This window comes from Mycobacterium sp. E342 (genome assembly GCF_001667665.1).
GTDB lineage: Bacteria > Actinomycetota > Actinomycetes > Mycobacteriales > Mycobacteriaceae > Mycobacterium.
The window spans coordinates 17,459-40,815 of the sequence record NZ_LZJM01000152.1 but is presented as its reverse complement, the minus strand read 5'-3'; the positions used below and the strand labels follow the sequence as shown (position 1 = coordinate 40,815).

General features: G+C 67.9%; 26 protein-coding genes and 1 pseudogene. 9 read left to right on the top strand and 18 right to left on the bottom strand.

The annotated features are described in order from the left end of the window. Positions 1-29: 29 nt before the first annotated feature. Positions 30-584 carry a hypothetical protein gene (locus A5692_RS10245; RefSeq protein ID WP_369830283.1) on the bottom strand — a complete coding sequence of 185 codons (555 nt, stop codon included), beginning with the start codon at positions 582-584 and terminating at the stop codon, positions 30-32. A 179-nt stretch (positions 585-763) separates the two neighbouring features. Here A5692_RS10245 and A5692_RS10240 point away from each other — a divergent pair, with 179 nt between their 5' ends. Continuing rightward, positions 764-1,492 carry a 3'(2'),5'-bisphosphate nucleotidase CysQ gene (locus A5692_RS10240; RefSeq protein WP_068055322.1) on the top strand — a complete coding sequence of 243 codons (729 nt, stop codon included), beginning with the start codon at positions 764-766 and terminating at the stop codon, positions 1,490-1,492. Between the two features lie 141 nt (positions 1,493-1,633). Here A5692_RS10240 and A5692_RS10235 read toward each other — a convergent pair whose 3' ends face one another. Then, the gene (locus tag A5692_RS10235; protein ID WP_068055247.1) at positions 1,634-2,539 is read right to left on the bottom strand and encodes a haloalkane dehalogenase; all 906 of its coding nucleotides are present in this window, start codon (positions 2,537-2,539) and stop codon (positions 1,634-1,636) included. Positions 2,540-2,654: 115 nt separating this feature from the next. On the opposite strand from A5692_RS10235, the gene A5692_RS10230 reads away from it, so the two are divergent. Further along, positions 2,655-3,383 (top strand): DUF2652 domain-containing protein, encoded by a 729-nt coding sequence (locus A5692_RS10230; protein WP_068055244.1) that lies wholly within the window; start codon positions 2,655-2,657, stop codon positions 3,381-3,383. On the opposite strand, the gene A5692_RS10225 is transcribed toward A5692_RS10230, so the two are convergent. Beyond that, on the bottom strand, positions 3,380-4,522 hold the full coding sequence (locus tag A5692_RS10225; RefSeq protein WP_369830282.1) for a MalY/PatB family protein: 1,143 nt from the start codon (positions 4,520-4,522) through the stop codon (positions 3,380-3,382). The genes A5692_RS10230 and A5692_RS10225 overlap by 4 nt on opposite strands. A 66-nt stretch (positions 4,523-4,588) precedes the next feature. Further along, positions 4,589-4,768: pseudogene (locus tag A5692_RS29010) on the bottom strand (dihydrodipicolinate reductase); the annotation flags it as partial. Positions 4,769-4,908: 140 nt separating this feature from the next. On the opposite strand from A5692_RS29010, the gene A5692_RS10220 reads away from it, so the two are divergent. After that, on the top strand, positions 4,909-5,883 hold the full coding sequence (locus tag A5692_RS10220; protein ID WP_068055238.1) for an LLM class flavin-dependent oxidoreductase: 975 nt from the start codon (positions 4,909-4,911) through the stop codon (positions 5,881-5,883). An 18-nt stretch (positions 5,884-5,901) separates the two neighbouring features. Here A5692_RS10220 and A5692_RS10215 read toward each other — a convergent pair whose 3' ends face one another. Both A5692_RS10215 and A5692_RS30160 read right to left on the bottom strand, forming a co-directional pair. Then, entirely contained in the window at positions 5,902-6,687 is a 786-nt protein-coding gene (locus A5692_RS10215; protein ID WP_068055235.1) for a spirocyclase AveC family protein, read from the bottom strand. After that, a complete protein-coding gene (locus A5692_RS30160; protein WP_255397020.1) occupies positions 6,684-6,818 on the bottom strand; it encodes a hypothetical protein in 135 nt (44 codons plus the stop codon). Before A5692_RS30160 ends, A5692_RS10215 begins: the two co-directional genes overlap by 4 nt. A 68-nt stretch (positions 6,819-6,886) precedes the next feature. Between A5692_RS30160 and A5692_RS10210 the strand changes: the two genes are divergently transcribed. Together A5692_RS10210 and A5692_RS10205 are read left to right on the top strand one after the other, a co-directional pair. Next, positions 6,887-7,540 (top strand): TetR/AcrR family transcriptional regulator, encoded by a 654-nt coding sequence (locus A5692_RS10210; RefSeq protein ID WP_068055230.1) that lies wholly within the window; start codon positions 6,887-6,889, stop codon positions 7,538-7,540. 19 nt (positions 7,541-7,559) lie between these two features. Beyond that, a complete protein-coding gene (locus tag A5692_RS10205) occupies positions 7,560-8,768 on the top strand; it encodes a cytochrome P450 (protein WP_068055227.1) in 1,209 nt (402 codons plus the stop codon). Between the two features lie 14 nt (positions 8,769-8,782). On the opposite strand, the gene A5692_RS10200 is transcribed toward A5692_RS10205, so the two are convergent. The 6 genes from A5692_RS10200 to A5692_RS10175 all read right to left on the bottom strand — a co-directional run bounded on the left by A5692_RS10200 (position 8,783) and on the right by A5692_RS10175 (position 13,613). Beyond that, positions 8,783-9,772, bottom strand: a complete 990-nt coding sequence (locus A5692_RS10200; RefSeq protein WP_068055224.1) for an alpha/beta fold hydrolase — start codon at positions 9,770-9,772, stop codon at positions 8,783-8,785. 74 nt (positions 9,773-9,846) lie between these two features. After that, complete coding sequence (locus A5692_RS10195; RefSeq protein WP_068055221.1) at positions 9,847-10,341, bottom strand: lipoprotein LpqH; 495 nt, start codon at positions 10,339-10,341, stop codon at positions 9,847-9,849. 84 nt (positions 10,342-10,425) lie between these two features. Continuing rightward, entirely contained in the window at positions 10,426-11,157 is a 732-nt protein-coding gene (locus tag A5692_RS10190; protein ID WP_068055319.1) for a hypothetical protein, read from the bottom strand. After that, positions 11,157-12,029, bottom strand: coding sequence for an LLM class F420-dependent oxidoreductase (locus A5692_RS10185; RefSeq protein ID WP_068055219.1), 873 nt, complete (start codon positions 12,027-12,029; stop codon positions 11,157-11,159). Before A5692_RS10185 ends, A5692_RS10190 begins: the two co-directional genes overlap by 1 nt. Continuing rightward, on the bottom strand, positions 12,026-12,808 hold the full coding sequence (locus A5692_RS10180; protein WP_068055216.1) for an SDR family NAD(P)-dependent oxidoreductase: 783 nt from the start codon (positions 12,806-12,808) through the stop codon (positions 12,026-12,028). Before A5692_RS10180 ends, A5692_RS10185 begins: the two co-directional genes overlap by 4 nt. A gap of 7 nt (positions 12,809-12,815) precedes the next feature. Next, positions 12,816-13,613, bottom strand: a complete 798-nt coding sequence (locus tag A5692_RS10175; protein WP_068055212.1) for an alpha/beta hydrolase — start codon at positions 13,611-13,613, stop codon at positions 12,816-12,818. 134 nt (positions 13,614-13,747) lie between these two features. On the opposite strand from A5692_RS10175, the gene A5692_RS28180 reads away from it, so the two are divergent. Further along, on the top strand, positions 13,748-14,620 hold the full coding sequence (locus A5692_RS28180) for a hypothetical protein (protein WP_231984275.1): 873 nt from the start codon (positions 13,748-13,750) through the stop codon (positions 14,618-14,620). 3 nt (positions 14,621-14,623) lie between these two features. On the opposite strand, the gene A5692_RS10165 is transcribed toward A5692_RS28180, so the two are convergent. Beyond that, positions 14,624-15,478, bottom strand: a complete 855-nt coding sequence (locus A5692_RS10165) for a sulfurtransferase (RefSeq protein ID WP_068055210.1) — start codon at positions 15,476-15,478, stop codon at positions 14,624-14,626. 142 nt (positions 15,479-15,620) lie between these two features. On the opposite strand from A5692_RS10165, the gene A5692_RS10160 reads away from it, so the two are divergent. Together A5692_RS10160 and A5692_RS10155 are read left to right on the top strand one after the other, a co-directional pair. Then, positions 15,621-16,052 (top strand): hypothetical protein, encoded by a 432-nt coding sequence (locus A5692_RS10160; protein WP_068055207.1) that lies wholly within the window; start codon positions 15,621-15,623, stop codon positions 16,050-16,052. A gap of 178 nt (positions 16,053-16,230) precedes the next feature. Then, on the top strand, positions 16,231-16,707 hold the full coding sequence (locus tag A5692_RS10155) for an MPT63 family protein (RefSeq protein WP_068055204.1): 477 nt from the start codon (positions 16,231-16,233) through the stop codon (positions 16,705-16,707). A 35-nt stretch (positions 16,708-16,742) separates the two neighbouring features. On the opposite strand, the gene A5692_RS10150 is transcribed toward A5692_RS10155, so the two are convergent. The 5 genes from A5692_RS10150 to A5692_RS10130 all read right to left on the bottom strand — a co-directional run bounded on the left by A5692_RS10150 (position 16,743) and on the right by A5692_RS10130 (position 22,790). Next, positions 16,743-17,888, bottom strand: a complete 1,146-nt coding sequence (locus A5692_RS10150) for a glycosyltransferase (protein WP_068055201.1) — start codon at positions 17,886-17,888, stop codon at positions 16,743-16,745. Positions 17,889-17,973: 85 nt separating this feature from the next. Continuing rightward, entirely contained in the window at positions 17,974-18,771 is a 798-nt protein-coding gene (gene budA / locus A5692_RS10145; RefSeq protein WP_156766009.1) for an acetolactate decarboxylase, read from the bottom strand. Positions 18,772-18,776: 5 nt separating this feature from the next. After that, the gene (gene alsS, locus A5692_RS10140) at positions 18,777-20,459 is read right to left on the bottom strand and encodes an acetolactate synthase AlsS (protein ID WP_231984273.1); all 1,683 of its coding nucleotides are present in this window, start codon (positions 20,457-20,459) and stop codon (positions 18,777-18,779) included. 164 nt (positions 20,460-20,623) lie between these two features. After that, positions 20,624-22,150 carry an FAD-dependent monooxygenase gene (locus A5692_RS10135; protein ID WP_068055196.1) on the bottom strand — a complete coding sequence of 509 codons (1,527 nt, stop codon included), beginning with the start codon at positions 22,148-22,150 and terminating at the stop codon, positions 20,624-20,626. Beyond that, positions 22,143-22,790 (bottom strand): TetR family transcriptional regulator, encoded by a 648-nt coding sequence (locus A5692_RS10130; protein WP_068055310.1) that lies wholly within the window; start codon positions 22,788-22,790, stop codon positions 22,143-22,145. The genes A5692_RS10135 and A5692_RS10130 overlap by 8 nt, the downstream gene beginning before the upstream one ends. 138 nt (positions 22,791-22,928) lie before the next feature. On the opposite strand from A5692_RS10130, the gene A5692_RS10125 reads away from it, so the two are divergent. Further along, entirely contained in the window at positions 22,929-23,342 is a 414-nt protein-coding gene (locus A5692_RS10125; RefSeq protein WP_068055189.1) for a VOC family protein, read from the top strand. Positions 23,343-23,357 lie beyond the last annotated feature (15 nt).

Below are 23,357 nucleotides of genomic sequence, written 5' to 3'. Positions count from 1 at the left end.
GGCGCGGCGATCGTGAGCATCGGACCTGGCTAGTTGCAGAACGTGTAGCCGATGAATTGGGTGCCGCGCGTATCACCGCTCGAGTAGTTGGCGAAGTGCACGGCCGGCTGTCCGTTGTACTGGGCGTTCATCTTCTGAACGTTTGGTGGGGGGACGTCTTTGGGGAAGGCCAGGATCATGTCGGCGAAGATGTTCAGGCCCGCCTGGCAGATGGCTTCGCGCCGCGGCGGTTGCGGATTCCACGCGTGCACGACAACCGGCTCCGTCAGCTGATAGCCCGCCGCACAATTCGGGTCGCAGACCTTGAACACGGCCGTGCCGGTCCCCTCGGCGCCCTGCGGCCCCCACGAGCTCCACGACATGTCTTGCAGCGCAACGGCGACGCTCGCGCAGCCCAGCACGTTGAGCCGCTTCGGGCGCTCGACCGGCGGAACGGACATGTTGTAGCAACCAGGGATGGCGAAGCTCTGCGGCGGTGGCGGCAGTGACGTGGCCGGGGCCGCGGCCTGACTGCCCTGGGTCAGGTTGAACCCGACAAAAGCGAGCAGGCCCCCCAACGCGACCGCCAAGACGATGCCGATCACGATCAGGCGCCCCCGTGGAAGGCGTCCCAGTCGGCTCAACAAAGGAACGTTGCCCCCGCTCACGTTCACCAGATTACGGCCGAACCGTTCCTCCCGGGGTGGTGCCCGTCAGCCTTCGCCTAGGCAGGGTAAAGTTGGTCAACGCTACCAACTTAAGGATTGTGATGGCCCTGCGACTGATGGATGACCACGAACTGGCGGCGCGGTTGGCGACCGAGGCCGGGCGGCTCCTGCTCACGGTGCGCGAAGAGTTCGCCGACGCCGACGCAAGCGAGCGGAAAGCCGCGGGCGACAAGCGATCCCACGATTTCCTGATGGCGGCTCTCACCGACGAGCGGCCCGACGACGCGGTGCTGTCCGAGGAGGGGGCCGACAACCCGGTCCGACTGCGATCGGAACGCGTGTGGATCGTGGACCCGCTGGACGGCACGCGGGAATTCTCCGAACTCGGGCGCGACGACTGGGCGGTGCACGTCGCGCTGTGGGAGGCGGGCGAGTTGGTTGCCGGTGCGGTGGCGCTGCCGGCGCAGGGCATCACCCTGGCCACCCCGGAGGTCGATTCGCCACCCACGGCCCCGGGCAAGCCGCGCATCGTGGTGTCACGCACCCGGCCGCCCGCCATCGCCCTGGCCGTCCGCGACGCGCTGGACGGCGTGCTGGTGGAGATGGGCTCCGCCGGGGCAAAGGTCGCGTCGCTGGTCCAGGGGTTGTCCGACGTGTACGTGCACGCCGGCGGCCAGTTCGAGTGGGACTCGGCCGCCCCGGTGGCCGTGGCCCGCGCCGCCGGTCTGCACACGTCGCGCATCGACGGGTCCGCCCTGGCCTACAACCGGTCGGACCCGAAGTTGCCCGATCTGGTGGTCTGCCGGCCCGAGCTGGCCGAGGCGGTGCTCGCGGTCACCCGCTAGGCTTTCAGCCGCGTCGGTTTGCCGTCGACAGGCCCTGCTTCGCAAGGGATTTCGTGTGCGTTCCGGTCACCGAGATCGACGCTGGCGCGAAGAAGTGCGGGTGAATTACACGCTGGCGTCGATTTCGGCGCCCACGCGCGGTCAGCGCAGGGCCTGCTGCCAGGACAGAATGCGTTCGGCCAGTTCGGGTCCGGAGTCTTCCTGGATGAAGTGACTGGCGTTGATGCGGGCGTGCGGCTGGCCCGCGGCGCCGGGGATGTGCTGGATCAGGGGACGGTCGGCCCGCCCGAGGATGGGGTCGCGGGCGCCGAAGATGGCGAGGCAGGGTTTCTCCCACTGTCCCAGGACTTTCCATGCGGCTCTGTTGGCGGGGATCGCGGGATCGTCCGCTGAGGTCGGCACCAACTGAGGGAAGGCGCGAGCACCGGCCTGATACGTCTTGTCGGGGAACGGCGCGTCGTACCCCGCCCGCACCCGGGCCGGAACCCGCCGGACGGTCCCGACCGAGACGATGCGGCCGGCGGGCAACACGGGGGAGTAGCGCGCGAACGCCCGCCAGGCGTAGAAAGCGGGCGGGGTGGGCCGCTGCGCGGTGGGCAGGAAACCATTCGCGACCACCAATCGTGCGATGCGGTCACCCTGCTCGGCGGCGATGCGCAGCCCGATCAGCGATCCCCAGTCCTGCACGAACAACGTCACGTCCTTCAGGTGGAGCCGCTCGAACCAGGAGGTCACCCATTCGACGTGCCGCTGATAGGTGTAATCGCCGATCCGGTCCGGCTTGTCGGAGCGACCAAAGCCGATCAGGTCGGGCGCGAGCACGCGGTTCCCGGCGTCGGCGAGGGGCTGGATCATCGTCCGGTACAGGTAGCTCCAGGTGGGCTCGCCGTGCAGCAGCACGATCGGCGGCCCATCCGCCGGGCCCTCGTCGAGGTAGTGCATGCGCAGCGGCTGCGTGTCGCTTGCCGCCACGTCGAGGTAGTTCGCTACGAACGGATAACCTTCCAGGTTTTCGAATCGGGAATCCGGGGTTCGTAGCACATGCATATTCAGCTCCTCCGGTGGGCGGGCGCCTTGAGTTAGCCTCTCGCGGCGACGCGAGTTCGTCTAGTGGGAGATTTCATTGGGCCAGGCGTTGACAGGACATTAAACTGGTTTGTTCATGGCGATTCGGCGTGCGGTCCTGCTCATTGCCGATATCAGCGGCTATACCCACTACATGCAGTGGAACCGCACCCACCTGGCGCATGCCCAGTTGACGGTGGCAGGGCTGCTGGAGTCGGTGATCGACGCCGGCAAGGGCATGAAGCTGGCCAAGCTGGAGGGCGACGCCGCCTTCTTCTGGGCGCCCGACGGCGACGCCAAAGTGCTGGTGTGTGACCGGCTGTCCCGGATGCGGGAGGCGTTCATCGCGCGGCGCGAGCGGTTCAAGAAGGATCTGGCCTGCGAGTGCGCGTGTTGCGCGCAACTGGACAACCTGTCGTTGAAGTTCGTCGTCCACCAGGGTGAGGTGGCCGAACAACGGGTGAAGCGCCACGTGGAACTCGCGGGCTTCGACGTGATCCTGGTGCATCGCATGCTGAAAAACCTGGTGCCCGTGGTCGAATACGTGTTGATGACCGATCCCGTCGCGGCGGGCCTGGACGAATCCGTGCGCTCGCAGTGCAAACCGCTGATGCACGTGTTCGACGACCTCGGGGAGACGTCGACGCACTACATCGACCTTGCGACGGCGCAGGTTTCCCTCGCTCCGGTCCAGTCCAGCTTCTTTCGCCGGTTCGGGGCGACGATGAAGCTGGAATTGAGCTCGTTGCCCTTCGTGCTCGGGTTCAAGGAGCCCGCCGAGGGGTTCCGCAACCTGGGTCGCGGGGCCGAGGAGATCCCCGCCTAGCCCCTGTCGGCGAGCGCCCGGCCCATCCGGGACACGGCCTCGGTGAGAATGGCCGCCGAGGTCGCGTAGTTCAGCCGGACGTGCCCCGCCCCGCCTGTTCCGAAAACGTGGCCGGAACTGAGCGCCACCCGGGCGTGTTCGAGGAACCACCGGGCGGGCCCGGACAGGTCGGCGACCACCGCAAGGCCGTCGGCGGCGTCGTCGACGAACCCGAGCTCCCGGCAGTCGAGCCACGCGAGGTAAGTCCCTTGCGGCCATTGATATTTCACATTCGGCAGGTGTTCGGCGACCAGGTCGCCGAGCAGCCGGCGGTTGCGGTCGAGGCCGCGTAGCAGCTCGTCAAGCCATTCGCCGCCGCTCCGGAAGGCCTCGGCATGGGCGATGACGCCCAGGTGGCTCGGCCCGTGGCTGACCTCCTCCGGCATCCGGCGCAGATCAGCTGCCGCCTCCGGACCCGCGATGGCCAGGGCCGCCTTCAGGCCGGACAGGTTCCACGCCTTGGAGGCGGACGTCAGGGCGAAGGCGTTCTCCGCGCCGGGGACGGTCAGGTACGGGGTGAACCGCGACCCGGACAGGACGACGGGCGCATGGATCTCGTCGGAGACCACCCGGACGGCGAACCGGCGGGCGAGTTCGGCGACCTGGCGCAATTCCTCGCCGGTATGCACCGAGCCGGTCGGGTTGTGCGGGTTGCACAGCAAGTACGCGACCCTGCCGCCCGACGCGCCGGCGCGGGCGAACGCGTCCTCCAGGTTGGTCAAATCGATCCGGCCGTCGGCGTCCAGTGGGGCCTCGATGATGCGGCGGCCGTCGTGCGAGACGAACGCGTAGAACGGGGCGTACACGGGCGGGTTGACGATAACGGCGTCGCCGCGGTCGGTGACCAGACGCAACAGCTCCACGGCGCCGAGCATGACGTCGGGGACGATCGCGGTGCGGCCGACCTCCAGGTCGTGCCATTGCCAACGCCGCGAGGCGAACTCACTGACCGCTTCGGCAAATGCAGTGCCGCAAGGGTATCCGGTGTCACCGATGTCGATGGCCCGGCGCAGGGCCGCGGCCACCGTCGGCGCCAGGTTGACGTCCATCTCCGCAACCCAGAGCGGCAATACGTCGTCGGCGTGCGCGCGCCACTTCATGCTGGTGCGCAGCCGCAGTTGGGGGAGGGTGAGTTCCTCGAGCGGGTTAAACGTCACCCCGGCAGACTAGGTGGCGAACGCGTGCTTGGGAATCGTGAGCGGGAGGTCGACCGAACTCAGCAACCCCGGTTCGGCGGCAACGACATACGGCACGGCGTTGACGACGCGCATCGCGGTGGCGACCATCGCGCCGGCCGCGGACGTCATTCCACCAACGCCGGCCCTGCGCGGATCCTTGAGGGTCGCCGGTCAACGCGATCCCGTATGTCGTCGAGGCGCCGCCCGGCCTGCTCAGCTCGCTGGACATTCCGACGACTCTGCCGCTTTACGCGTTCGACTGAACATGTAACGTGCATCCTAAAGATTAGGGCAGCTAGGAGGCCGCCGTGTACACACTGCGCTTCGATATGCGCGATCCCGAGTGGGCTGCGGCCCCAACCGATCTGTACGCCGCGGCACCCGACATTTCGGCGTGGGCCGAGGATCACGGCGCCCTGGCCGCCGTCTTCTGCGAACATCACGGTTCCGACGACGGCTACCTACCGTCCCCGTTCTTGTTGGCGTCGGCCGTGGCGGCACGCACGCAGCGTCTGGCCCTGAGCCTGATCCTGATTCTCCCGTTCTACGAAACCGTGCGGCTCGCCGAGGACATGGCGGTGCTCGACATTTTGAGCGGTGGGCGGGCGTCGTACATCCTCGCGCTGGGCTATCGGCCCGAGGAGTTCGAGCATTTCGGTGTGCCGATGAAGACCCGTGGCCGCCTCTGCGACGAGAAACTCGCGCTGTTGCGGCGGCTGCTTGCCGGCGAAACTGTCGTCGAAGACGGTCGGCGGATCACCGTGACACCTCGCCCCCTGACCGCAGGCGGTCCGGGATTGATGTGGGGCGGCGGAACTTTGGCGGCGGCCCGGCGGGCGGGCAGGTATGGCCTGGGCATGCTGGGCAACGCGAATGCTCCGGGTATTCGGGAGGCCTACGAGGCCGCCTGTCGCGAGCACGGCCACGAGCCCGGGCCCACCTTCTTCCCCGACCGTGATACCCCGTCGGTCGTGTTCGTCGCCGACGACGTCGATCGGGCGTGGAAAGAGATCGGCGACCATCTGCTGCATGACGTGCGCACCTATGCCGCGTGGAATCCCGGCGACGAGACCACGGCCGGCTTCTCGCACGTGAACAACGTCGACGAGCTGCGTGCGACCGGGAAATCGCACGTCATCATCTCTGTGCCGGAAGCCATTTCGCGGGTCCGCGCCGGCCAGGTGCTCAACCTGTCACCGCTGTGCGGCGGGCTGCCACCGGACGTCGCGTGGCCGTATCTGCAGCGCGTGGGGGAAGTCGTGCTGCCGCAGGCGCTCGGGTGACTGCGGAGGCGCACCCAACTACTCGGGTTGGTTCGGTACGCCGGGGAACAACTGTTCCGTCGGCCCGGCGGTCACCCAGCCACCGAGTTTCGTGATCAGGTGGGGCGCGAAAACCGCCCCATAGAGGACGTTTCCGGCCACGACGACGGCGAGGACGGACAACAGTGACGAGCCGAGGCGGCTCCTCGACCTGTGCTCGGCCCACATCTCGATCACGTTGCGTCCCTGCGCGTCGGTGCGGCCCAGCAGATAGGTGAAGACCATCATCTGGATGGCCATCGCGAGGGAGTCGTAAAGCGGGTACTGGTGGACGGTCCCCTCGCGGATCGCCAGCCCGGGAATGACGCTGCCGTAATAGAACACGCCGAGCTTGGCGCCCACGAACCCGTTGAAGAACAGTGCCCAGCAGAAGCCGACGACGAGACCGACCACCAACAGCGTTGGGGGCCTGCGCCATCCGAACCGTGCGCTCAGCCATCGCCCGAGCGCCGTGCCTGTCACGGCCGGCAGCACGAAGTAGGAGACGTAGCCGACGGGAACGAACAGGGGCAGCCCGCCCCAGGTCACATTCAGCGGCCACCACGAGGGCATGCGGGGGATGGCCGGCGGGAACTGCGCGTACATCGCCCAGTCGTAGGGCGCCTCGATCCACGAGAACGAGATCGCCGAGATACACAGCAGCAGGAGTGGGTGCAGGCGGCGCCGGCGCACGCTCAGGTACACGCCGAGGGCGGTGAAGCCGATGCCGCCGACGAGCGCGAAGTCGCTGGCCGCCTGCATCACGGGCGTCATCGGAGAACTCACCGGTCGTGTCCCGGAGTCCGGCGTGCCTGCGGGTCGAAGCGCAGCACCAGACCGAAGATCGCGACGATCAGCCCGAACAGCGTGCCCAGCATGATGACGGCGCCCACGATCGCAGCCCTCCCGATTCGCACTCGACTTTGTAGATAGTGGCTACTATCTTAAAGTTCGTCAACCCCCGATGTTCGAGGAGTAAGGGTCAGTGCCCCAGCGGCCTTCCACGAAGAGCGGCACACCCGTTGCGGCCACGCGCCGGCCCCGTGGCGCCCCGCGCGGGCTGCTGCTCGACGCCGCGCGGGCCCTCTTCGCGCGCCAGGACTATCGCGGCACGACGACGCGTGAAATCGCCCAGGCCGCTGGCGTGACGGAACACTTGCTGTTCCGGAACTTCGGGTCCAAGGCGGCCCTGTTCCGCGAGGCGCTCGTCCTGCCCTTCACCAACTTCGTCGACGAGTTCGGCCGGACCTGGCAGTCGGTCGTCCCCAAGGAGACCGACGAGAAGGAACTGGCGCGGCACTTCGTCGGGCAGCTCTACGACGTGTTCGTCGAACACCAGGGCCTGCTATTGACGCTGATGGCGTCGGAGGCGCTCACCGAGGAGGAGAAGGCCGACGCCGGCATCGCGGACGTCCGGGAGGCGATCACGACGCTCGGTCAGATCAGCGCGGAAGGCATGCACCTGCGGGGTCTGCGGGCCGAACATCCGGACCTGCCGGCCCATTCGACCGTGGCGATGATCGCCGGAATGGCGGCGTTGCGCTCCACGTATTTCGGCGCCAAGCCGCCATCTCGAGAGGTGATCGTCGAAGAACTCACCCAGGCGGTCCTGCACGGCTTCCTGCACAGAAACGACTGAGCGAAGGGACTGACCAACCATGCACGAGGCGGGCGTCCGCGCGATCGACCTGTACTACGACCCGTTCGACTCCGGCATCGATGACAACCCGTACCCGGTGTGGAAGCGCATGCGCGATGAGGTGCCGCTGTATTACAACGAGAGGTACAACTTCTACGCGCTGAGCCGCTACGAGGACGTGGCGCGCGAGCTGCACAACTGGCAGACCTATCGATCCGGGCGCGGCACCACGGCCGACATCTTGTTCGCGAATATCGAAGTGCCCCCGGGCATTCTGCTGTTCGAGGACCCGCCGCTGCACGACCTGCACCGGCGCCTGTTGTCCCGCGTCTTCACGCCTCGGCGCATGCTCGCGGTCGAGGACCTGGTGCGGGGATTCTGTGTGCGGGAGCTGGATCCGCTGGTCGGTGCGGGCGGCTTCGATTTCATCGCCGATCTCGGGGCGATGATGCCCATGCGGACCATCGGTTACCTGTTGGGCATTCCCGAACAGGATCAGGCCAAGATTCGCGATCGCGGCGGGGCCTACATCGAGTTGTCCGACGAGCGCGACCCCGCCGCGGTCAACGCGAAGCTGTTCGAGGAAAGCATCGTCGTGTTCGCCGAGTACATCGAATGGCGGGCCGACCACCCGTCCGATGACCTGATGACGGATCTGTTGCGGGCCGAGATCGAAGAATCCGACGGCACGCGGCGTCCGTTGTCCCGGACCGAGGTGCTGGCCTACACCGCGATGATCGCCGGCGCCGGGAACGAGACCACGGCCCGGCTGATCGGCTTCATGGGTCAGCTGCTGTCGGATCATCCGGACCAGCGCCGCGAACTGGTCGCCGACCCGTCGCTCATCCCCGGGGCGGTCGAGGAGACACTGCGCTACGAGCCGCCGTCGCCGGTGCAGGCCCGGTACGTGGCGCAGGACGCCGAACTCTACGGTCGGGTCGTGCCGGAGGGCTCATACATGTTGCTGCTCAACGGCTCCGCGAACCGCGACGATCGCCGGTTCGCCGATCCCGACCGCTATGACATCCACCGCGAAGGCGCCCACCTGAGTTTCGGCCAGGGCCTGCACTTCTGCCTCGGCTCGGCGCTGGCCCGGATGGAAGGCCGGGTAGCCCTCGAAGAGGTCCTCAAACGCTGGCCCGACTGGGAAGTCGACTATGCCAACGCGCAACGAGCGCACACCGCGAGCGTGCGCGGGTGGGCGCGCTTGCCCATCGTGACGGGGTGAGTGGGCTGCGGGGCCTAGGACGCGCTTTGGTCCACCAACACCGCGCCGTCGGGCTGGTTGCCCAGCGTCTGTAGCGGAATGTCCCCGCCTCGGGCCGTCAGGCGGACGATCTGGGCCAGTTGCCCGGGGGAGTCACACTGCAGGTAGTGGTCGGCGCCGGGCACCACCCAATAGCGGTTGCGGCCGGGCTTGGTCTTCAGGTACGTCTGCCAGACGTGATTGGGGACGCGCAGCGGAGCGACGTTGTCGTGCAAGCCCCACACCAGCGTGGTGTTGACCGGGCTGGTGGAAAGCGCTTCCAGCCAACCTGTTTCGTCGGCGGCCCGCTCGTGGAGGTACTGGATGGTGTCCGGCAGCACGCGGATGCCATCGTTGTGGGCAAAGCACCTCGCCAATGCGGCGATCTCGGGATCATCGAGTGTGCGTCGCGGCATGAAGGTGCTGGCGCCCAGGCCGGCCGCCAGCATCTCCGGCGTGGTCGCCGCGGCGGTGGGCCGCCCGGTGTCGGGGTCGAGCAGTGCGGTCTGGAACGCGGTGAGGTTGGACAGCGGCAGGTAGATGTTGGCGTTGGTCACGATCAGGTCGACGGGGACGACGGGGGGATCCAGGGCCGCCAGCATCTCCAGCGCGATCATGCCGACGCTGCTGCCGCGATCGTGGGTGAGCATGCGGAATTCGGTCAGACTCCATACCTGAGTGATCGCGTAGACCAGCAGCCGCGCGTCGTCGTAGAGCGAATACACGTAGGGCTCAGCCGGTTTGTCGGACAGGCCGTACCCCGGAAAGTCCAGGACGTAGATGTCGAACTCCGAGCCCAATTCATTGGCCAGGGCGAAATAATCGATGCTCGACGTCGGAAAGCCGTGCACGAGTACCAGGGCGGGGGTGCCCGGCGTGCCGCAGCGGCGACTGAAGACCGCGACTTCCTGCGCATCGTTGGCGGCGGTCGTCGATCGCCACCGTAGTTCCGTACCGCCGGTTTGCCACTCCGCGAAGATGTCCAAGCTGCCAGCATCGCAGAGGTCAGGGCGATAGACAACCATGCGGTTACCGCAAGCCGGCCGCACGGGCGCAGCGTTCACGGGCAGGTGACATGGATCCCGAAAGTTACCGGGCGCGTGCCGTTTTGGCCCGGTGTGGTCGCCTGGCCCATCCCGGTCACGGTGTAGCTCTTGCCCTGCTTGGTTGCCTGCACCTGTGTTGCCGACTTGGTCGCCTGGTAGGGCAGCTGATACTGACCGGTGCTCAGCGCGAGCGAGATCGCGAATCCGTCGACCATGGGCGGTTTCTCGTCCGAGAGGGCCAGCGAGACCGACGCCGTATCGTCGTGCACGCTGATGTGGGTGGTGAGGTCCCCGGATTCCGGCGGTGACGCGTCCGGTTGGGCCGCCGAACTGGTGCAGTCCACCCCCGCGGTCATCGTGTGCTTGTTCCCGTCGATCATGACCGTGGTGCTCACGGGATCTGTGCTCGAACTCGGGGCCGACGCCGGTTGACTTCCTTTACCGGAACACCCGGACAGGCCGGCGGCCAGCACCAGCCCGGCCGCCACGAAGATATAGGGGATCTTCATCTCACCTCCTTTGCCAGCGAGGACTATAGATCCCGTTCGTTTCGGGAAGGTCTCATTTCTCTGGCGACCAGTCAACCGCCGGGTTTACCGCCAGGCTTCCCAACTGACCATGCTGCGTAGCGGCCCGGCAAACAGCGGCCGTACGGCCGATGACCGCCAGCGCTGTTCGATGACGGGGGCCAACGCGTCGGTGGTGGTCAGCGGGTCGTCGTCGAGGTAGATGACGGTGATGTACTGGTGGTCGGTGCGCCATCCCCGCGGCAGGTGGCTCCAGCCCGCGCTGGACCCGAAGGTCCACGCCCCGGCGGTGCCCGGCGCGGCGAGCAGCGCCGGGTGATGCTCGGCATGCAGCCATTGCAGCCACTCGTCCGGGCGGCGCCCGTCGACGGGTTCCTCGACGATGAGCACGACGCCGCGGTGCGGCCGAAACGGCACCACCTCGGCGGAAACGAGTGCGCGCGGCGAGGATTGCCATTGCAGCAGGCGCAGGCCGGCCACCTGTAAGGAGGGCCGGACGACGGGAAACCGGCCGTTCTCGCGCAGCGCGCGGTCGAGTGCGACGAAGTCGTCGAAGGTTTCCTCGACCGGGTCGCCGACGAGGTAGTGCACCGCGTTGCCGATCTCGCCCAGGGCACCGTGGGCCGCCAGGCGGTGCGCGGGGTAGTCGCCGTCGGCGATCCAGCGCAGCCCGTGCACGATCCCCGGCAGCTGGTACTGCTCGGGCATGTGATCCAGCAGGTGCCACCGCAGGTAACCGCCGTCGTCGTCGGCCGGCGCGGCGGGGGTGAGGCTGAATATGCCCGCCCTGACGCGTATCACGTGGCGCCCCCGGGAGAGTGCAATTCGGCGAGCGCCTGAAGCTGGTCCAGGTAGTGCTGCAGCGATGTGTGGCGGAAGACGGCGGGCACGATGGTGGCTCCGTGTGCGGCGATCCGGCCGATGGCATCGCGGGTTTGCTCCGGCTCGTTGATCGGGTCCAGCGGTGCCGGCGGTGGCAAGACCACCTCGAACCCGGGCCGAAGATCGAAGCGGCTCAACCAGTCTCGTGCATCACGCAGGCTCACGCTGAAGGGTGCCCAGCCGTCGGCCAGGGTTGCGGCGCGGCGCAGCGATCGCGGGGTCCGGCCGCCGACCCAGAACGGAACACGCTCCTGCACGGCGCACGGATCGACGACCATGCCGCCGAACGAATAGAACTCGCCGCGGTATTCGGGTTCGGGCACGGACAGCGAGGCGCGCAGCGCCCTGAGCGCGTCGTCGGCTCGCGGTCCGCGGTCGTCGAAAGGCGCCCCGATGAGGTCGAATTCTTCCTTGAGGCTTCCGACGCCGACGCCGAGGATGAGCCTGCCGCCGCTGACCTTGTCCAGCGTGCCGTAGCGCTTGGCGATCTCGAGCGGATGGTGGTATCCGAGCACCAGCACGTTGGTGGCCAACCGGATTCGCTCGGTGCGGGCGGCCAGGTAGCCGAAGGTGGCCAGCGGATCCCAATAGCGGGTGCCGCGGCGGTGCGTCTCGGCCGCGGGCAGGGCGATGTGTTCGCTGCAGGTCAGATGGTGGTAGCCGAGCCGATCCGCGGCTTCGGCGACCCGCGTCAGGTCCTCGATGGATGCGGTCTTCTCCCAGTCTCCACTGGCTTTGGGGAACATCGTCACCACGGGGGTGGCCACCGAGAGTCGGGGGGCGCTCATCCCTGCATGTACCCTCCGGCGTCGACGGGGATCGATTGACCGGTGATGGTGCGGCTTTCGTCGCCGGCCAGGAACAGCGCCAGGTTGGCGACGTCATCGGGTGTGGAGATATTCTGCAAGGCAACGCCTTTGATGGCTTTGGCGCGTTGGGTGGCGAAGTCGACGCCGCGTTCGTCGGCGGTACGTTGCACCCATCGACGCCACAGCTCGGTGTCGATCGAGCCGGGCACGATGCAGTTGCACCGGATGCCGTATGGGCCGACCTCCAGAGCCACCGTCTTGGTGAACGCCCGAAGCGACGCCTTCGCGGTGACGTAGTGGCTCTTGCGGACGATGCCGGAATAGCCCGCCGTGGAGGAGAAGTTGAGGATGACGCCGCGACGGCGGGCCAACATCGACTGGTTGAGCACTTCCCGGGTGCACAGCATCGCCGCGGTGACGTCGATGGCGATCGTGGCGTTCCAATTGTCCAGGGTCTGTTCCCAGATCCAGCGGTCTTCGCCGGGCGCGGCCGCGTTGTTGCACAAGATGTCGACGTGGCCGAATTCGTCGACGGCGCGCGCCACCATGGCTGCGACGTCGTGCTCGTCGGTGACGTCCGCGCGCATCGCGATCGCACCGGGGCCGGCCGCGTCGGCGGCGGCGCGAACGAGCTCTTCGCGGCGCGCGGCCAGCAACACCTTGGCGCCTTCACCGACGAATCGCGAGCCCAGCACGGGTCCCAGGCCGGTGCTCGCCCCGGTGATGATCGCGACCTTGCCGTCGAGGCGGCCGGTCATGGCGCAGTCAACTTGCGGGCACGCATGTTTCGAGCCACGCGTGGATTCGTTCGGCGACGGCACGCCATCCGGGGTCGAGCATCATGTCGTGGCTCATCTTAGGGAAGAACTCGGCTCGAGTGTCGTAGGCGGCCGCGGTGGCCCGAACTTCGGTTGCGGTGAAACAGACGTCGTCCTCGGCTCCCAGCACCAGCAGCGGCGTGCTGACCAGATGCGGCCTGGGAAGCTTGAGCCACAGCATGTCGATGGCGATCCTCAGCGCGAACTCTTCGTCGAGTGCCGCAGCGTAGCGCGCCACATCGGCATCGGAGTTCGACTGGGAGAAGAAGGTTTCGCGGGCCAATTCCGGTGTGGCGCCGACGCCGCGCAACGACCTGGTCATGGCCAGGCCGCTGGCGGTGTACCACGGGTGACGCTTGAGCCTGCGCGCCAGGAATCCCAGGATTCCGCTGGGGGGCACGGAGGCGAGCAGTACGGCCGCGGCGGCCTCGTGTGATTCCAGGTACTTCTGCACCACGAAGCCGCCCATGGAGTGGCCCACGACCACCGGCCGTTCGGGCAAGCCGTCGGCAACCGCGGCGACGTCGGCGACGAAGTCGGTGATCGAGCAGAACCGCATCGACCTGGTCGCCGGGCTGTTGCCGTGACCCCGAAGGCTCACCGCCAGCGCCCGGTGGCCCTTGTCGGCGAAGAAGTCCAGAAAATGCTCGTCCCAGCACCAGGCGCCATGCCAGGCGCCGTGCACGAACAACACCGGCGGCCTGCGGGATTCGCCGCTCGGCTGTCGTTCGATCACTTCGAGCATGAGCGTGACTCCTCCGTCGGCCGCGCCCCCCGGTTGGCTGCAACGCCGCTGAGACTAGCCGCTGGCCCACCCGTGCAGGGCTGGAATCAGCAAAGGTGCACCGAAGCGCGCCCCGGCGGGCGTTTACTGGGCCGGTGGGAGATGACGCGGATTCCGGCGGGACGCGCGTGCTGGTGTTGTCCGCCTTCCCGGCCGAGGCCGACGCGGTGCTGTCCCACACCACGCTCGATCGTGATCCGGTGGTGGTCGCCGACCGCCGGCACTTCTACCTCGGTTCGATCGCCGCCAAGAGGGTGATCGTGGCGATGACGGGCATCGGCCTGGTGAACGCGCGCGACACCGCCGCCGTCGCCTTCGCTCGCTTCCCGCCCGACGCCCCCAATGCGATTGGCGCGGTGGTGTTTTCGGGCGTCGCCGGCGGTGCGGGCCGCACCAGGATCGCCGATGTCGCCGTGCCGGCGCGCTGGACCCTGGACCACGGCGCGACGTTTCGCCCCGTCGACCCCGGCATGCTGGCGACGGCCGACAAGCTTTCCGTGGCACTGGACGGCGCGACCCGCTGGATCGATCTGCGGCGCAGGCCGCAGGTCGTCGTCGGCGGCGACGGTTGCAGTTGGGACAACAACAACGGCGTGGCGTTTCCGTGTATCCCCAACGGCGGCGAGGTCTTCGGCTGCCAGCCCCCCAGCGTGCCCAACCGGTCCATGCGGTACACCGGCAACTTCCGGCAGGCGGGTGTCCGCTGGCTGAGAAGCGCGCTGATCAGCAACCTGCGCATCGTCTCGACGGCGGACCCGGCCTTCGAGGCGACGGACATGGAGACCGCGGCCGCGCAGGCCGTGGCCGACGCGCACGGGGTCTCGTTCCTGGGCATCCGAGGCATCACCGACGGGCCCGGCGATCCACTTCACTTGCCCGGCTTCCCGTTCCAGTTCTTCTGCTACAAGCGGATCGCGGCGGCCAACGCGGCCCGGGTAACCGCGGCCTTCCTCGAGAGCTGGGTCTGATCGCTACTCGGGGCCGCGCGCGACCGCCCGGCCCGGGTCCGAACACCACTCGGACCACGACCCGGGAAACAGCGCCGCCTCCCGGGCCGCCGCCGCGAGCGCGGCTACCGCGACGCTGGCGGTGACGCCCGAGCCGCAATAGGCACCCAGCCGACCGTCCCCATCGACCCCGCGCTCGCCCAGCAGTCGGGTGAGCGCTTCGCCGCCGACGAACGTGCCGTCGGCGGCCAGGACGGCGGTGCTGGGCAGATTCTGGGCGCCCGGGATGTGGCCGGCGGCGGGGTCGAGCGGTTCGACGTCGCCGCGGAAGCGTTCGGGAGCCCGGGCATCGAGCAGCGTCACGGCGGCGGCGCCGGCCTGGTCGGCGGTGAGGGTCGGCAGGGCACCGGCATACAGATCATCGTGCGGCACAGTCACATTCCCCGGTTGCGGCGTCACCTCGCCGGTTTCCACGCTCAGCCCGGCCGATCGCCAAGCGGCCAGGCCGCCGTCCAGGATGCGGACGCCCGGCAGCCCCGCCGCCGTCAACACCCACCAGGCGCGCGCCGAACCGGCGCGATTCCAGTCGTCGTACACCACCACCGGCGAATTCTGCCGGACTCCCCATCGGCGCGCGGCGGCCTGCAGACTGCCTCCCGACGGCAGCGGATGGCGGCCGCGTCCAGAAATCGTGTGATCGCTGAGTTCCTCCTCGAGGGAGGCGTACACCGCGCCGGGTAGGTGGCCCTGCAGGTAGGCCGGCCGCCCGTCCGGCTCGTCGAGCCGCCACCGGACGTCGAGGATGGTGACCGGGTCGCCGGCCTCCACGAGGTCAGCGAGCTGCGCGACGCTGATCAACACCTGGTCCCGGGCTGTCACCGATTCGCCTCCCTGATCGTCTGCACCGAGACTAGCTGCCGCCCGAAATGCCGCCCTGCTCGGCGAAAGGGTGGCGTAGCGTCGCGATCGGAAGTAGGGCAGATGGAGCGGAAGGCTCCGACTTCGAAGGACGTCTACGGCCATGAGTACATCCGAGCAAGCGCAGACTCGTACCCGTATGTTCGCCCGCGTGCTGGGCCCGTACCTGACGATCGTGCCGATCACGGTCGCGGTGCGCGGCTCGTACATGCAGACGCTGTTCACCGAGTTCAAGGCGAATCCCATGTGGCCGTGGCTCTATGGGGCGATTCTGTTGATGGGCGGCATTTTCATCATTGCGTTTCACCAGTATTGGCGCGGCCTCGCGGCGGTCATCGTGTCCGCCGTGGGCTGGTTCTTCGCGATCCGCGGGGTGCTGCTGTTGACGGTGCCGCAGGCCTACGACGCGGCCGGAGACGCGATATACAGCTCGGGTATGTCCGCGGCGATATGGGTGTTGTTCGTTTGCCTGGCATCCGCGGGGTTGTACCTGACATATGTCGGCTGGAAGCCGGAGCGCTCCGCGGATAATTAAGCCCGCGACCATTTCCATTTCCACGTAAGCGGCGAATGCCGACCCATTCGGATGGCGTAGGTCGCCGAACTAATGGGGCCAAACGGCCCTAGTGAAACGGCATTGCGGGAGACACGGTTGATGTTTCGGAGTCGATTGGCGGCAAATGCTCTCGCCGCTCAAACGAGGAGGAATACCAGTGAAGATCCCCACGATGATCATGACGGTCGCAGCCGTCGTAATGACCGCCATCGGTGTGAGTAGCGCACCCATCGCATCGGCCACCTACCCCATCGTCGGCAAACTCGGTAGCGAACTGACGATGACCGACAGCGTAGGCCAGGTTGTCCTTGCATGGACGGTCAGCAACCTACAGCCCAGCAGCGACGTTACTCCCGGCTACACGCCGACCGGCAAGCTATGGGAAGCCACGGCAACCGTCAGGTCGATTCGCGGCACTGTCACTCCAGCGATTTCGCAATTTAACGCCATCGCCCCGAATGCGGCCGCCTATCGGGTTCTGTGGTGGGTCGCGAGCCCGACGAACATCAGCGGGGCAACCATTCCTGACGGTGCCCAAGCGACCGGCAAAATCCACTTCGACGTCACAGGTCCGGCGCCGACCACGGTGACAATGAACAACGGGATGGAAGACCTGCTGATCTGGGGCCCGTAAGCCCTCGGAATGGCGCGCTCGAGCGCCCGTGGGGTTTATGCGGTGTATTCGGAATCGCCACGCTGATCGGGCAGCGCCGGCGCCCCCAACGACGCCAGCATGCCCGTCGCCGCCCGGTGCCACGTGAAGTCCTCGGCGCGTCGGCGCGCTGACACACGGCGGTGGTGCTCGGGACGGCTGGTGACCGCGCCGACCGCCCGCGCGATCGCGGCCGGGTGATTATCCGCCGAAGCGCCGCTGTCCGGGGTGATGATCTCGGTCAGCGCCGAGGTCCGCGAGACGACCGCCGGTGTGCCGCAGGCCAGCGACTCCAGCGCGGCCAGCCCGAACGTCTCGTGCGGCCCGGGGGCCAGCGTCACGTCGGCCGAGGCCAGCAGCCCGGCCACCGTGTGGCGATCGGAGACGAAACCGGTGAAGTCCACCGGCAGCCGGGCGGCCTGCCGCTCCAGCCTGGCCCGCAGCGGACCCTCGCCGACGACCACGAGCCGGGCGTCGACACCGGCCTGGCACAGCTCGCCGATCGCGTCGATGCTGCGGTCGACGCGCTTTTCCACCGACAGCCGGCCGCAATGGACCAGCAGCAGCTGGCCCGGCGCGGCCCAGCGCCGCCGTACCAGGTACGAGTGCCGGCGCGGGTGGAAGGTCTGCAGGTCCACGCCCAACGGGACGGTCACGGTGTTCGTCGCGCCGATGCGGTCGAATTCCTCACGCGCAAAACCGGTGGTGCACACCACGGTGTCGTAGTCCGCCGCGGTGCGCGCGTTGGCCAGGTCGGCGAACTTGACCGCGGCGCGGCGCGGAAGTATCTGCCCCACAAGGCGATCCAGCCGCTCGTGGGAGATCATGACGGTCGTGGCGCCGTGGTTGCGGCCCCAACGGCCCAGGGATCGCAGCGTGAGCCGGTCGGACACCTCCAAGGCGTCGGGCCGTAACGCCTCCAGCAGCGACTTGACCGGGCCGGGTAGGACCGCGCGGTAGCCGCCGGTGAGCGGAATCAGCCGCGCCGGCAGGGTGATTCGCACGACGCCGGTGCGCAGCTGGCTGCGCTCGGCGCGCTGGCCGGGAACGATCAAGAACACCTCGTGCCCGCTGGCGCAGTATTCGGCGCCGAGCCGGTCCACCGCGGTGCGAAGGCCGCCGGAGCGAGGGCCATAGAAATTGGCGACCTGTACTACGCGCATAACGTGAGGACACGCGGTGCGCGTGTGCGTTCAACAATGTGGACTTGACGCTGGCCTGAACAGTCCATGAATTCCGCCGAACGGACTACGCCCGGTCGCCCTTCGGGCCTTCGGCGCGGTCGATCTGGTCGGCGATGTCGGCGCCGGACAGCCGAGCGTCGAGGAAGTCACCGGAGGTGGGCAGGCTCAGATGCAATTGCGATGCCCCACTGATCGCGACCTCTCCGCGCTCGAGGGTGAAATCGAGGATGTGCCCGCCGCCGGTGCGGTCGGCGTTGAGGAAGTGCAGGTGATACCCGGCGACCGAGATGCCCTGCTCGAAGTCGGGGGTCCGGAACCCGACCACCGTGCCCGAGACGTCGGTGAAGACGGTCTCGGCCTGTTCCTCGGTGGCCTGGGTCAGCGGTGGATAGGGCGGCTTCTGCGCCATCACGGTGCGGGTGTGCAGCTCGACGAAGTGCCCGGTGATCCGGACGGCGTAAATGAGGTTGGCGCTGGTGATTTGGCGGTCGATCGCGGCGGTCAGCTCCGTGCGGGAGGTGCGGCTTTGGATCGCGATCTGAAAGTCGTTGTGGAATCGGGTGACCGCAGCGAAGGGGCTGAGATCCGTCGGCGCGGCCCGGCTGGCGGAGCCGTCGGCGCGCAGCCGGTAGCAGACGCCGTCGAGAATGACCATCTCGCCGTCGAGGTGATTGAAGGTGCCCAGCCCGAAGTCGCCGTGGCGCAGGATCTCGGCCACGGTGACGTCGCCGTCGTAGACACCCTCCAGCAGGGCGCCGATCGTCGAGAACTGGTACACCTCGGCGTCGTTCGCGCGTTGATGGGTGAGCAGCGTTGTCGCCCAATGGCGGAAGCGTTCATATGCGCCGGCAGGGGTGTCCATGGTCCTCATTCGAAGGGGTCGTCGTGCAGGTGTGCGGCGAGGTCGGTGTTGCGGCTGTAGTCCACCGGGACGTCGATCAGGGAAGGGCCGTCCTCGGCCAGCGCCTGGCGCAGGGTGGCGGTGAATTCGTCGGGTGTCCTCACCCGGTAACCGCGGGCGCCGAAGGCCGCCGCATAGGAGACCAGGTCGTAGTCGCTGAGCTCCACACCGGATTTGCGGTCGTACTTGAGCATCTCCTGGAAGCCGACCATGTCATAGCTATTGTCGCGGAACACGATGTGGGTGAACGTCAGCCCCAGATGGGCTGCGGTCGCGAGTTCCTGGGCGGAGAACAGGAATCCGCCGTCGCCGGAGACGGACACCACCTGCGTTCCGGGCCGCACCAGACAGGCCGCCATGGCCCAGGGCAGCGCCACACCCAGGGTCTGTTGTCCGTTGGAGAACAGCAGCCGCCGCGGCTCGTACACCCGGAAATGGCGGGCCATGTAGATGTAGACCGAGCCGACATCGCAGGTGATGGTGGCGGTGTCGTCGACTTCTTCGCGCAGCCGCAGCAGGACGGCGACGGGGTTCAGGCCCGGGCCTCCTGGTGTCGCGTCCCCGGCGGTTGTGTCGATGTCGGCCAACGCTTTTCGCTGGGTGGCGATCTCGCGCTGATAGTCGTCGGTGAGCGTCAGGCCGGCCAGCTGGTCGGTCAACGAGGTGAGCGTGGCGGCGATGTTGCCGAGCAGTTCGACGGTGGGTTGGTAGTGGTTGTCGATGTCGGCCGGCACCGAGTCGACGTGCACGACGGTGCGGTGGACGTCGGTGTTCCACAGCACCGGGTCGTACTCGACGGAGTCGTAGCCGACGGCGACCAGGACGTCTGCGTGGGCGAGTATGACATCGCCGGGCTGATTGCGGAACAGCCCCACCCGGCCCAGGAAGTTGTCCTCCAGCGCGCGGGAGATCACCCCCGCGGCCTGGAAGGTTTCGACGACGGGCAGCCCCGTCGTGGCGACCAGGGCGCGCAGTGCCAGGCAGCTGTCGGGGTCGGCGCCGCGCATACCGACCAATAACGCCGGCCGCCTAGCGGCGCGGATCAGCTCGCCCGCCTGCGCGACGGACGCCGCCGGGGCGGCCGCCAGCGGCGGAATCGGGTGCCGCCCAGGGATACTCGCCGCGGTGGGGGCGGCCAAGACGTCGGCGGGCAATACGACGGCGGCGGCCCCGCGCGGTTCGCTGAGCGCGGCGCGAAACGCGCCGACGGTGGCCTCGGCCGCGTTGCCCGGGTCGTTGACCTCGCCGGTGAATTTGGTGACCGTCCTGAGCATCGCGGCGGCGTCCATGGACTGGTGCGTGTGTTTGAGCCGGTCCTCCCGGCGCACCGCGCCGCACAGCGCGACCACCGGATCCTGTTCGGTGTTGGCGGTCAGCAATCCGGTGGCCAGGTTGGTGGTGCCTGGGCCCGACGTCACCAGCACCACGCCGGGGATCCCGGTGAGGCGGCCGATCGCCCCGGCCATGAAGGCGGCGTTCTGTTCGTGGCGGCACACCACCAATTGCGGGCCGGAGTCCAGCAGGGCGTCGTAGACGGCGTCGATCTTCGCGCCCGGCACACCGAAGACGTACTGCACGCCTTGCGCCGACAACACGTCGACGATCTTCTGCGCGCTGCGCACGGGATCACCGGGGTTCATAGATGCCATGCACCCAGCCAAGCACGCGTCGAGGCGGGCCGCAGAACGGCCAGGTACTTCCAGCCCGTCGCCGGCGATTCGAGTGTGCGATGAGGGCTTCGAGTGTGCGCCTATGGCGGCGACACGCCGAGCGACGCCGCCGTAGGCGCACACTCGACGGCGGATCTTTCCGCCTAACCGCTGAACTCCGGCCCGAACCAGCGCCGCAGCGCATCGTGCAGGCGGGGATGGTCGGCCGCGCCGAATTCGCTCGCGGCCCAGGCGACGTATCCGTCGGGCCGGATCAGCAGTGCGGCCGCGGGCGGTTCGCCGAGCGTCGCCGTCACGACGTTTACCCGATCGGCCCAGCCCGACGCCGCGGCTCCGACGCGGCCGTCCAAATCGAGCAGCACCGGCCGTGCGCTGTGCAGCAGTTCGGTGACCCGTCGGCCATCGGGGAGCGTCAGCTCGGGCACGGGCCAACCCGATAGGGGATGGTCGTCACCGACGTCGTACCGCACGTCGGTGCCGGCCAGCAACGCGGCCATGTGTTTGGCGACGTCGGGAAGGGTGAACAGTTCGCCCATCAGGGTGCGGAGCGCGGCGACTTCGGCGCCCGGGAACATCAGGGCGGTCTGGGCCTGCGAGTGCATCATCACGCGTTCGCCGACGGGATGCCGTTCGGATTCATAGGTGTCGAGCAGTCCGGCCGGCGCACGCCCGTCGAGGTGGGCGGCGAGCTTCCAGCCCAGGTTCATGGCGTCTTGCAGGCCCAGGTTCAGGCCGGGGCCGCCCATGGCGCTGTGGACATGGGCGGCGTCGCCGAGCAACAGGACCCGGCCGGCGCGGTAGCGCTCGGCGTGGCGGGTGTTTTGACCGTTTACGCGCCGAAGAGCATGTGGCCCCGCACCTTTCGGATCTTCGAAGGGAACGTCGACGCCGAGGACGCGACGGGCACTTGCCAGCACTTCGGTCACGCTCATCGGTGTGTCCTGGACCGGCGGCCCGAATTCGAGTGTGCCGAACAAAGATCGACCGGGTTCGAACTCCGCGTAGATCACCCCGCCCCGGTCCAACCGTGTGTGGCCCAGGGGGAGCCGGCCGAACCCGGGAATGTCCAGGCCACCGTCGGCGCGCCGGAGGTCGTCGGGGACGTGCACGTGGGCGAGCCGGCCCACCAAGTCGAGCGTGGTGCCGGGGAAGTCGATCCCCACCGTCTTGCGCACCAGGCTGCGTCCGCCATCGGCACCCACCAGATACCCGGCGTCGATGCGATAGTCGCGTTCGGGGGAGGAGGACACCCGCAGCGCAACGGCGTTGGCATCCTGCCGCAAATCCGTCAGTTGGTGTCCCCAGCGCAGGTCCACTCCGAGATCGCGGGCCCGCTTCTCCAGCGACCGCACCAGCCGGGGCTGGGGCATGACCATCGCGTACATCGGATTGTCTTCCAGCCCGGCGAAGTTCAGCATCATCGCGGCGAACATCCAGCCGTACGTGGGCTTCGGCGGATCGGCGTCCCCGGTCAACTCCCGGTAGATACCGCGCATGTCGAGCGTCCGAACGACTTGCCCCACAAGACCGTTCGCCTTCGGCTCGTCGCTGGGTCCAGGCAGGCCGTCGAGCACGACGGGGCGGATGCCGGCCAGCGCGAGCTCGCACGCGAGCATGAGGCCGTTGGGGCCGGCGCCGGAGATGACGATTTCGGCACGTTCGTCAGTCATGGGACCTCTTCTTGCGCTTGGCGGGTTCGGGCAGGCCGGCGCTGACGGCGGCGAAGCCGGAACGAATCAGGTCGGTGATCGGGACCGGTGGGTCGGCCCGGACGTAGGCCTCCGCCGCGGCGTCGCCGACGGCGCGCACGATCGCCACCACCAGCCGGGGATACAGGTCGTGCTCGGGATCGGTGCCGGTGCGCTCGGCGATCACGGTGAGCCATTCATCGAAGAGGTTCTGCGGCAACGCGTTACGCACTTGCGGGTTCATCAGCATCTTGCGTACCTCGACGAGTTCCCGGCGGCTGGGCACCTGGTTTTCCTCCCCGTACACCTCGCCGAAGTCGGCTTCCAGCGGCTCGAGCACAGCGTGCGTGATCGCCGTCCACAGCGGTTCGTCGGGCGGGCGTTGCCGCAACGCGGCAATGCCACGGCGCATCCGCTCGGTCTGTCGGTAGGCGAGCGCCTCGTACTTGCCGCTGAAGTAGTTGTTGAAGGTGCGCAACGAAACGCCGGCCAGGCCGGCGATGTCCTCGCGCGTCACGTTGTCCAGTCCGCGTTCGAATGTCAGGTTGAGCGCGGCGTCGCTGAGCGCACGCCGGGTGTCGGCCTTCTTGCGCTCGCGCAACCCCCGCGGTGGTTCGGTCATGACGACCACCGTATGCAAAAGTTGCACGGCAGGCAATATTGCACGGCGAGCAATATTCGGGTCCGCGCCTAGCCTGGGGTGTGGGCACGGGATGCCACGATCGGTGGGTCAGTCGAATTCGCGCTGGAAGGCGAAGCCATGGATGTGCAATTCATTACGAGCGTTGCAGTAATCACCCCTGAGCCGGCGGTCAGCCGAAAGTTGTACGTGGACACGCTCGGCCTGCCCCTGACGGCGGAAGCCGACGGCTACCTCCACAGTGAAGGCATCGACGGCTGCAAGTCCTTCGGTGTCTGGCCACTGACTCAGGCTGCGCAAGCGTGCTTTGGCACGCCTGACTGGCCAGTTGAGCGGCCGGTGCCACAGGCCAGCGTCGAGTTCGAGGTCGCGGACGCCGACGCCGTCCGGGCTGCAGCGGACGAGTTGACGCAGAAGGGGTTCACGCTGCTACACGATGTTTACACCGAGCCGTGGGGACAAACTGTCGCTCGACTGCAGTCCATCGAGGGCATGATCATCGGCATCTCTTACGCGCCCGCGATGCATTCGTAAAACGAGCGCGCCCGT

Excerpts from the sequence above, each read along its gene's own strand:
- A5692_RS10240 (WP_068055322.1), top strand. The coding sequence starts at position 764 with ATGGATGACCACGAACTGGCGGCGCGGTTGGCGACCGAGGCCGGGCGG.
- A5692_RS10235 (WP_068055247.1), bottom strand. The coding sequence starts at position 2,539 with ATGCATGTGCTACGAACCCCGGATTCCCGATTCGAAAACCTGGAAGGT.
- A5692_RS10230 (WP_068055244.1), top strand. The coding sequence starts at position 2,655 with ATGGCGATTCGGCGTGCGGTCCTGCTCATTGCCGATATCAGCGGCTAT.
- A5692_RS10225 (WP_369830282.1), bottom strand. The coding sequence starts at position 4,522 with ATGAAGTGGCGCGCGCACGCCGACGACGTATTGCCGCTCTGGGTTGCG.
- A5692_RS10205 (WP_068055227.1), top strand. The coding sequence starts at position 7,560 with ATGCACGAGGCGGGCGTCCGCGCGATCGACCTGTACTACGACCCGTTC.
- A5692_RS10195 (WP_068055221.1), bottom strand. The coding sequence starts at position 10,341 with ATGAAGATCCCCTATATCTTCGTGGCGGCCGGGCTGGTGCTGGCCGCC.
- A5692_RS10185 (WP_068055219.1), bottom strand. The coding sequence starts at position 12,029 with ATGAGCGCCCCCCGACTCTCGGTGGCCACCCCCGTGGTGACGATGTTC.
- A5692_RS10180 (WP_068055216.1), bottom strand. The coding sequence starts at position 12,808 with ATGACCGGCCGCCTCGACGGCAAGGTCGCGATCATCACCGGGGCGAGC.
- A5692_RS10175 (WP_068055212.1), bottom strand. The coding sequence starts at position 13,613 with ATGCTCGAAGTGATCGAACGACAGCCGAGCGGCGAATCCCGCAGGCCG.
- A5692_RS10160 (WP_068055207.1), top strand. The coding sequence starts at position 15,621 with ATGAGTACATCCGAGCAAGCGCAGACTCGTACCCGTATGTTCGCCCGC.
- A5692_RS10150 (WP_068055201.1), bottom strand. The coding sequence starts at position 17,888 with ATGCGCGTAGTACAGGTCGCCAATTTCTATGGCCCTCGCTCCGGCGGC.
- budA (WP_156766009.1), bottom strand. The coding sequence starts at position 18,771 with ATGGACACCCCTGCCGGCGCATATGAACGCTTCCGCCATTGGGCGACA.
- alsS (WP_231984273.1), bottom strand. The coding sequence starts at position 20,459 with ATGGCATCTATGAACCCCGGTGATCCCGTGCGCAGCGCGCAGAAGATC.
- A5692_RS10135 (WP_068055196.1), bottom strand. The coding sequence starts at position 22,150 with ATGACTGACGAACGTGCCGAAATCGTCATCTCCGGCGCCGGCCCCAAC.
- A5692_RS10130 (WP_068055310.1), bottom strand. The coding sequence starts at position 22,790 with ATGACCGAACCACCGCGGGGGTTGCGCGAGCGCAAGAAGGCCGACACC.
- A5692_RS10125 (WP_068055189.1), top strand. The coding sequence starts at position 22,929 with ATGGATGTGCAATTCATTACGAGCGTTGCAGTAATCACCCCTGAGCCG.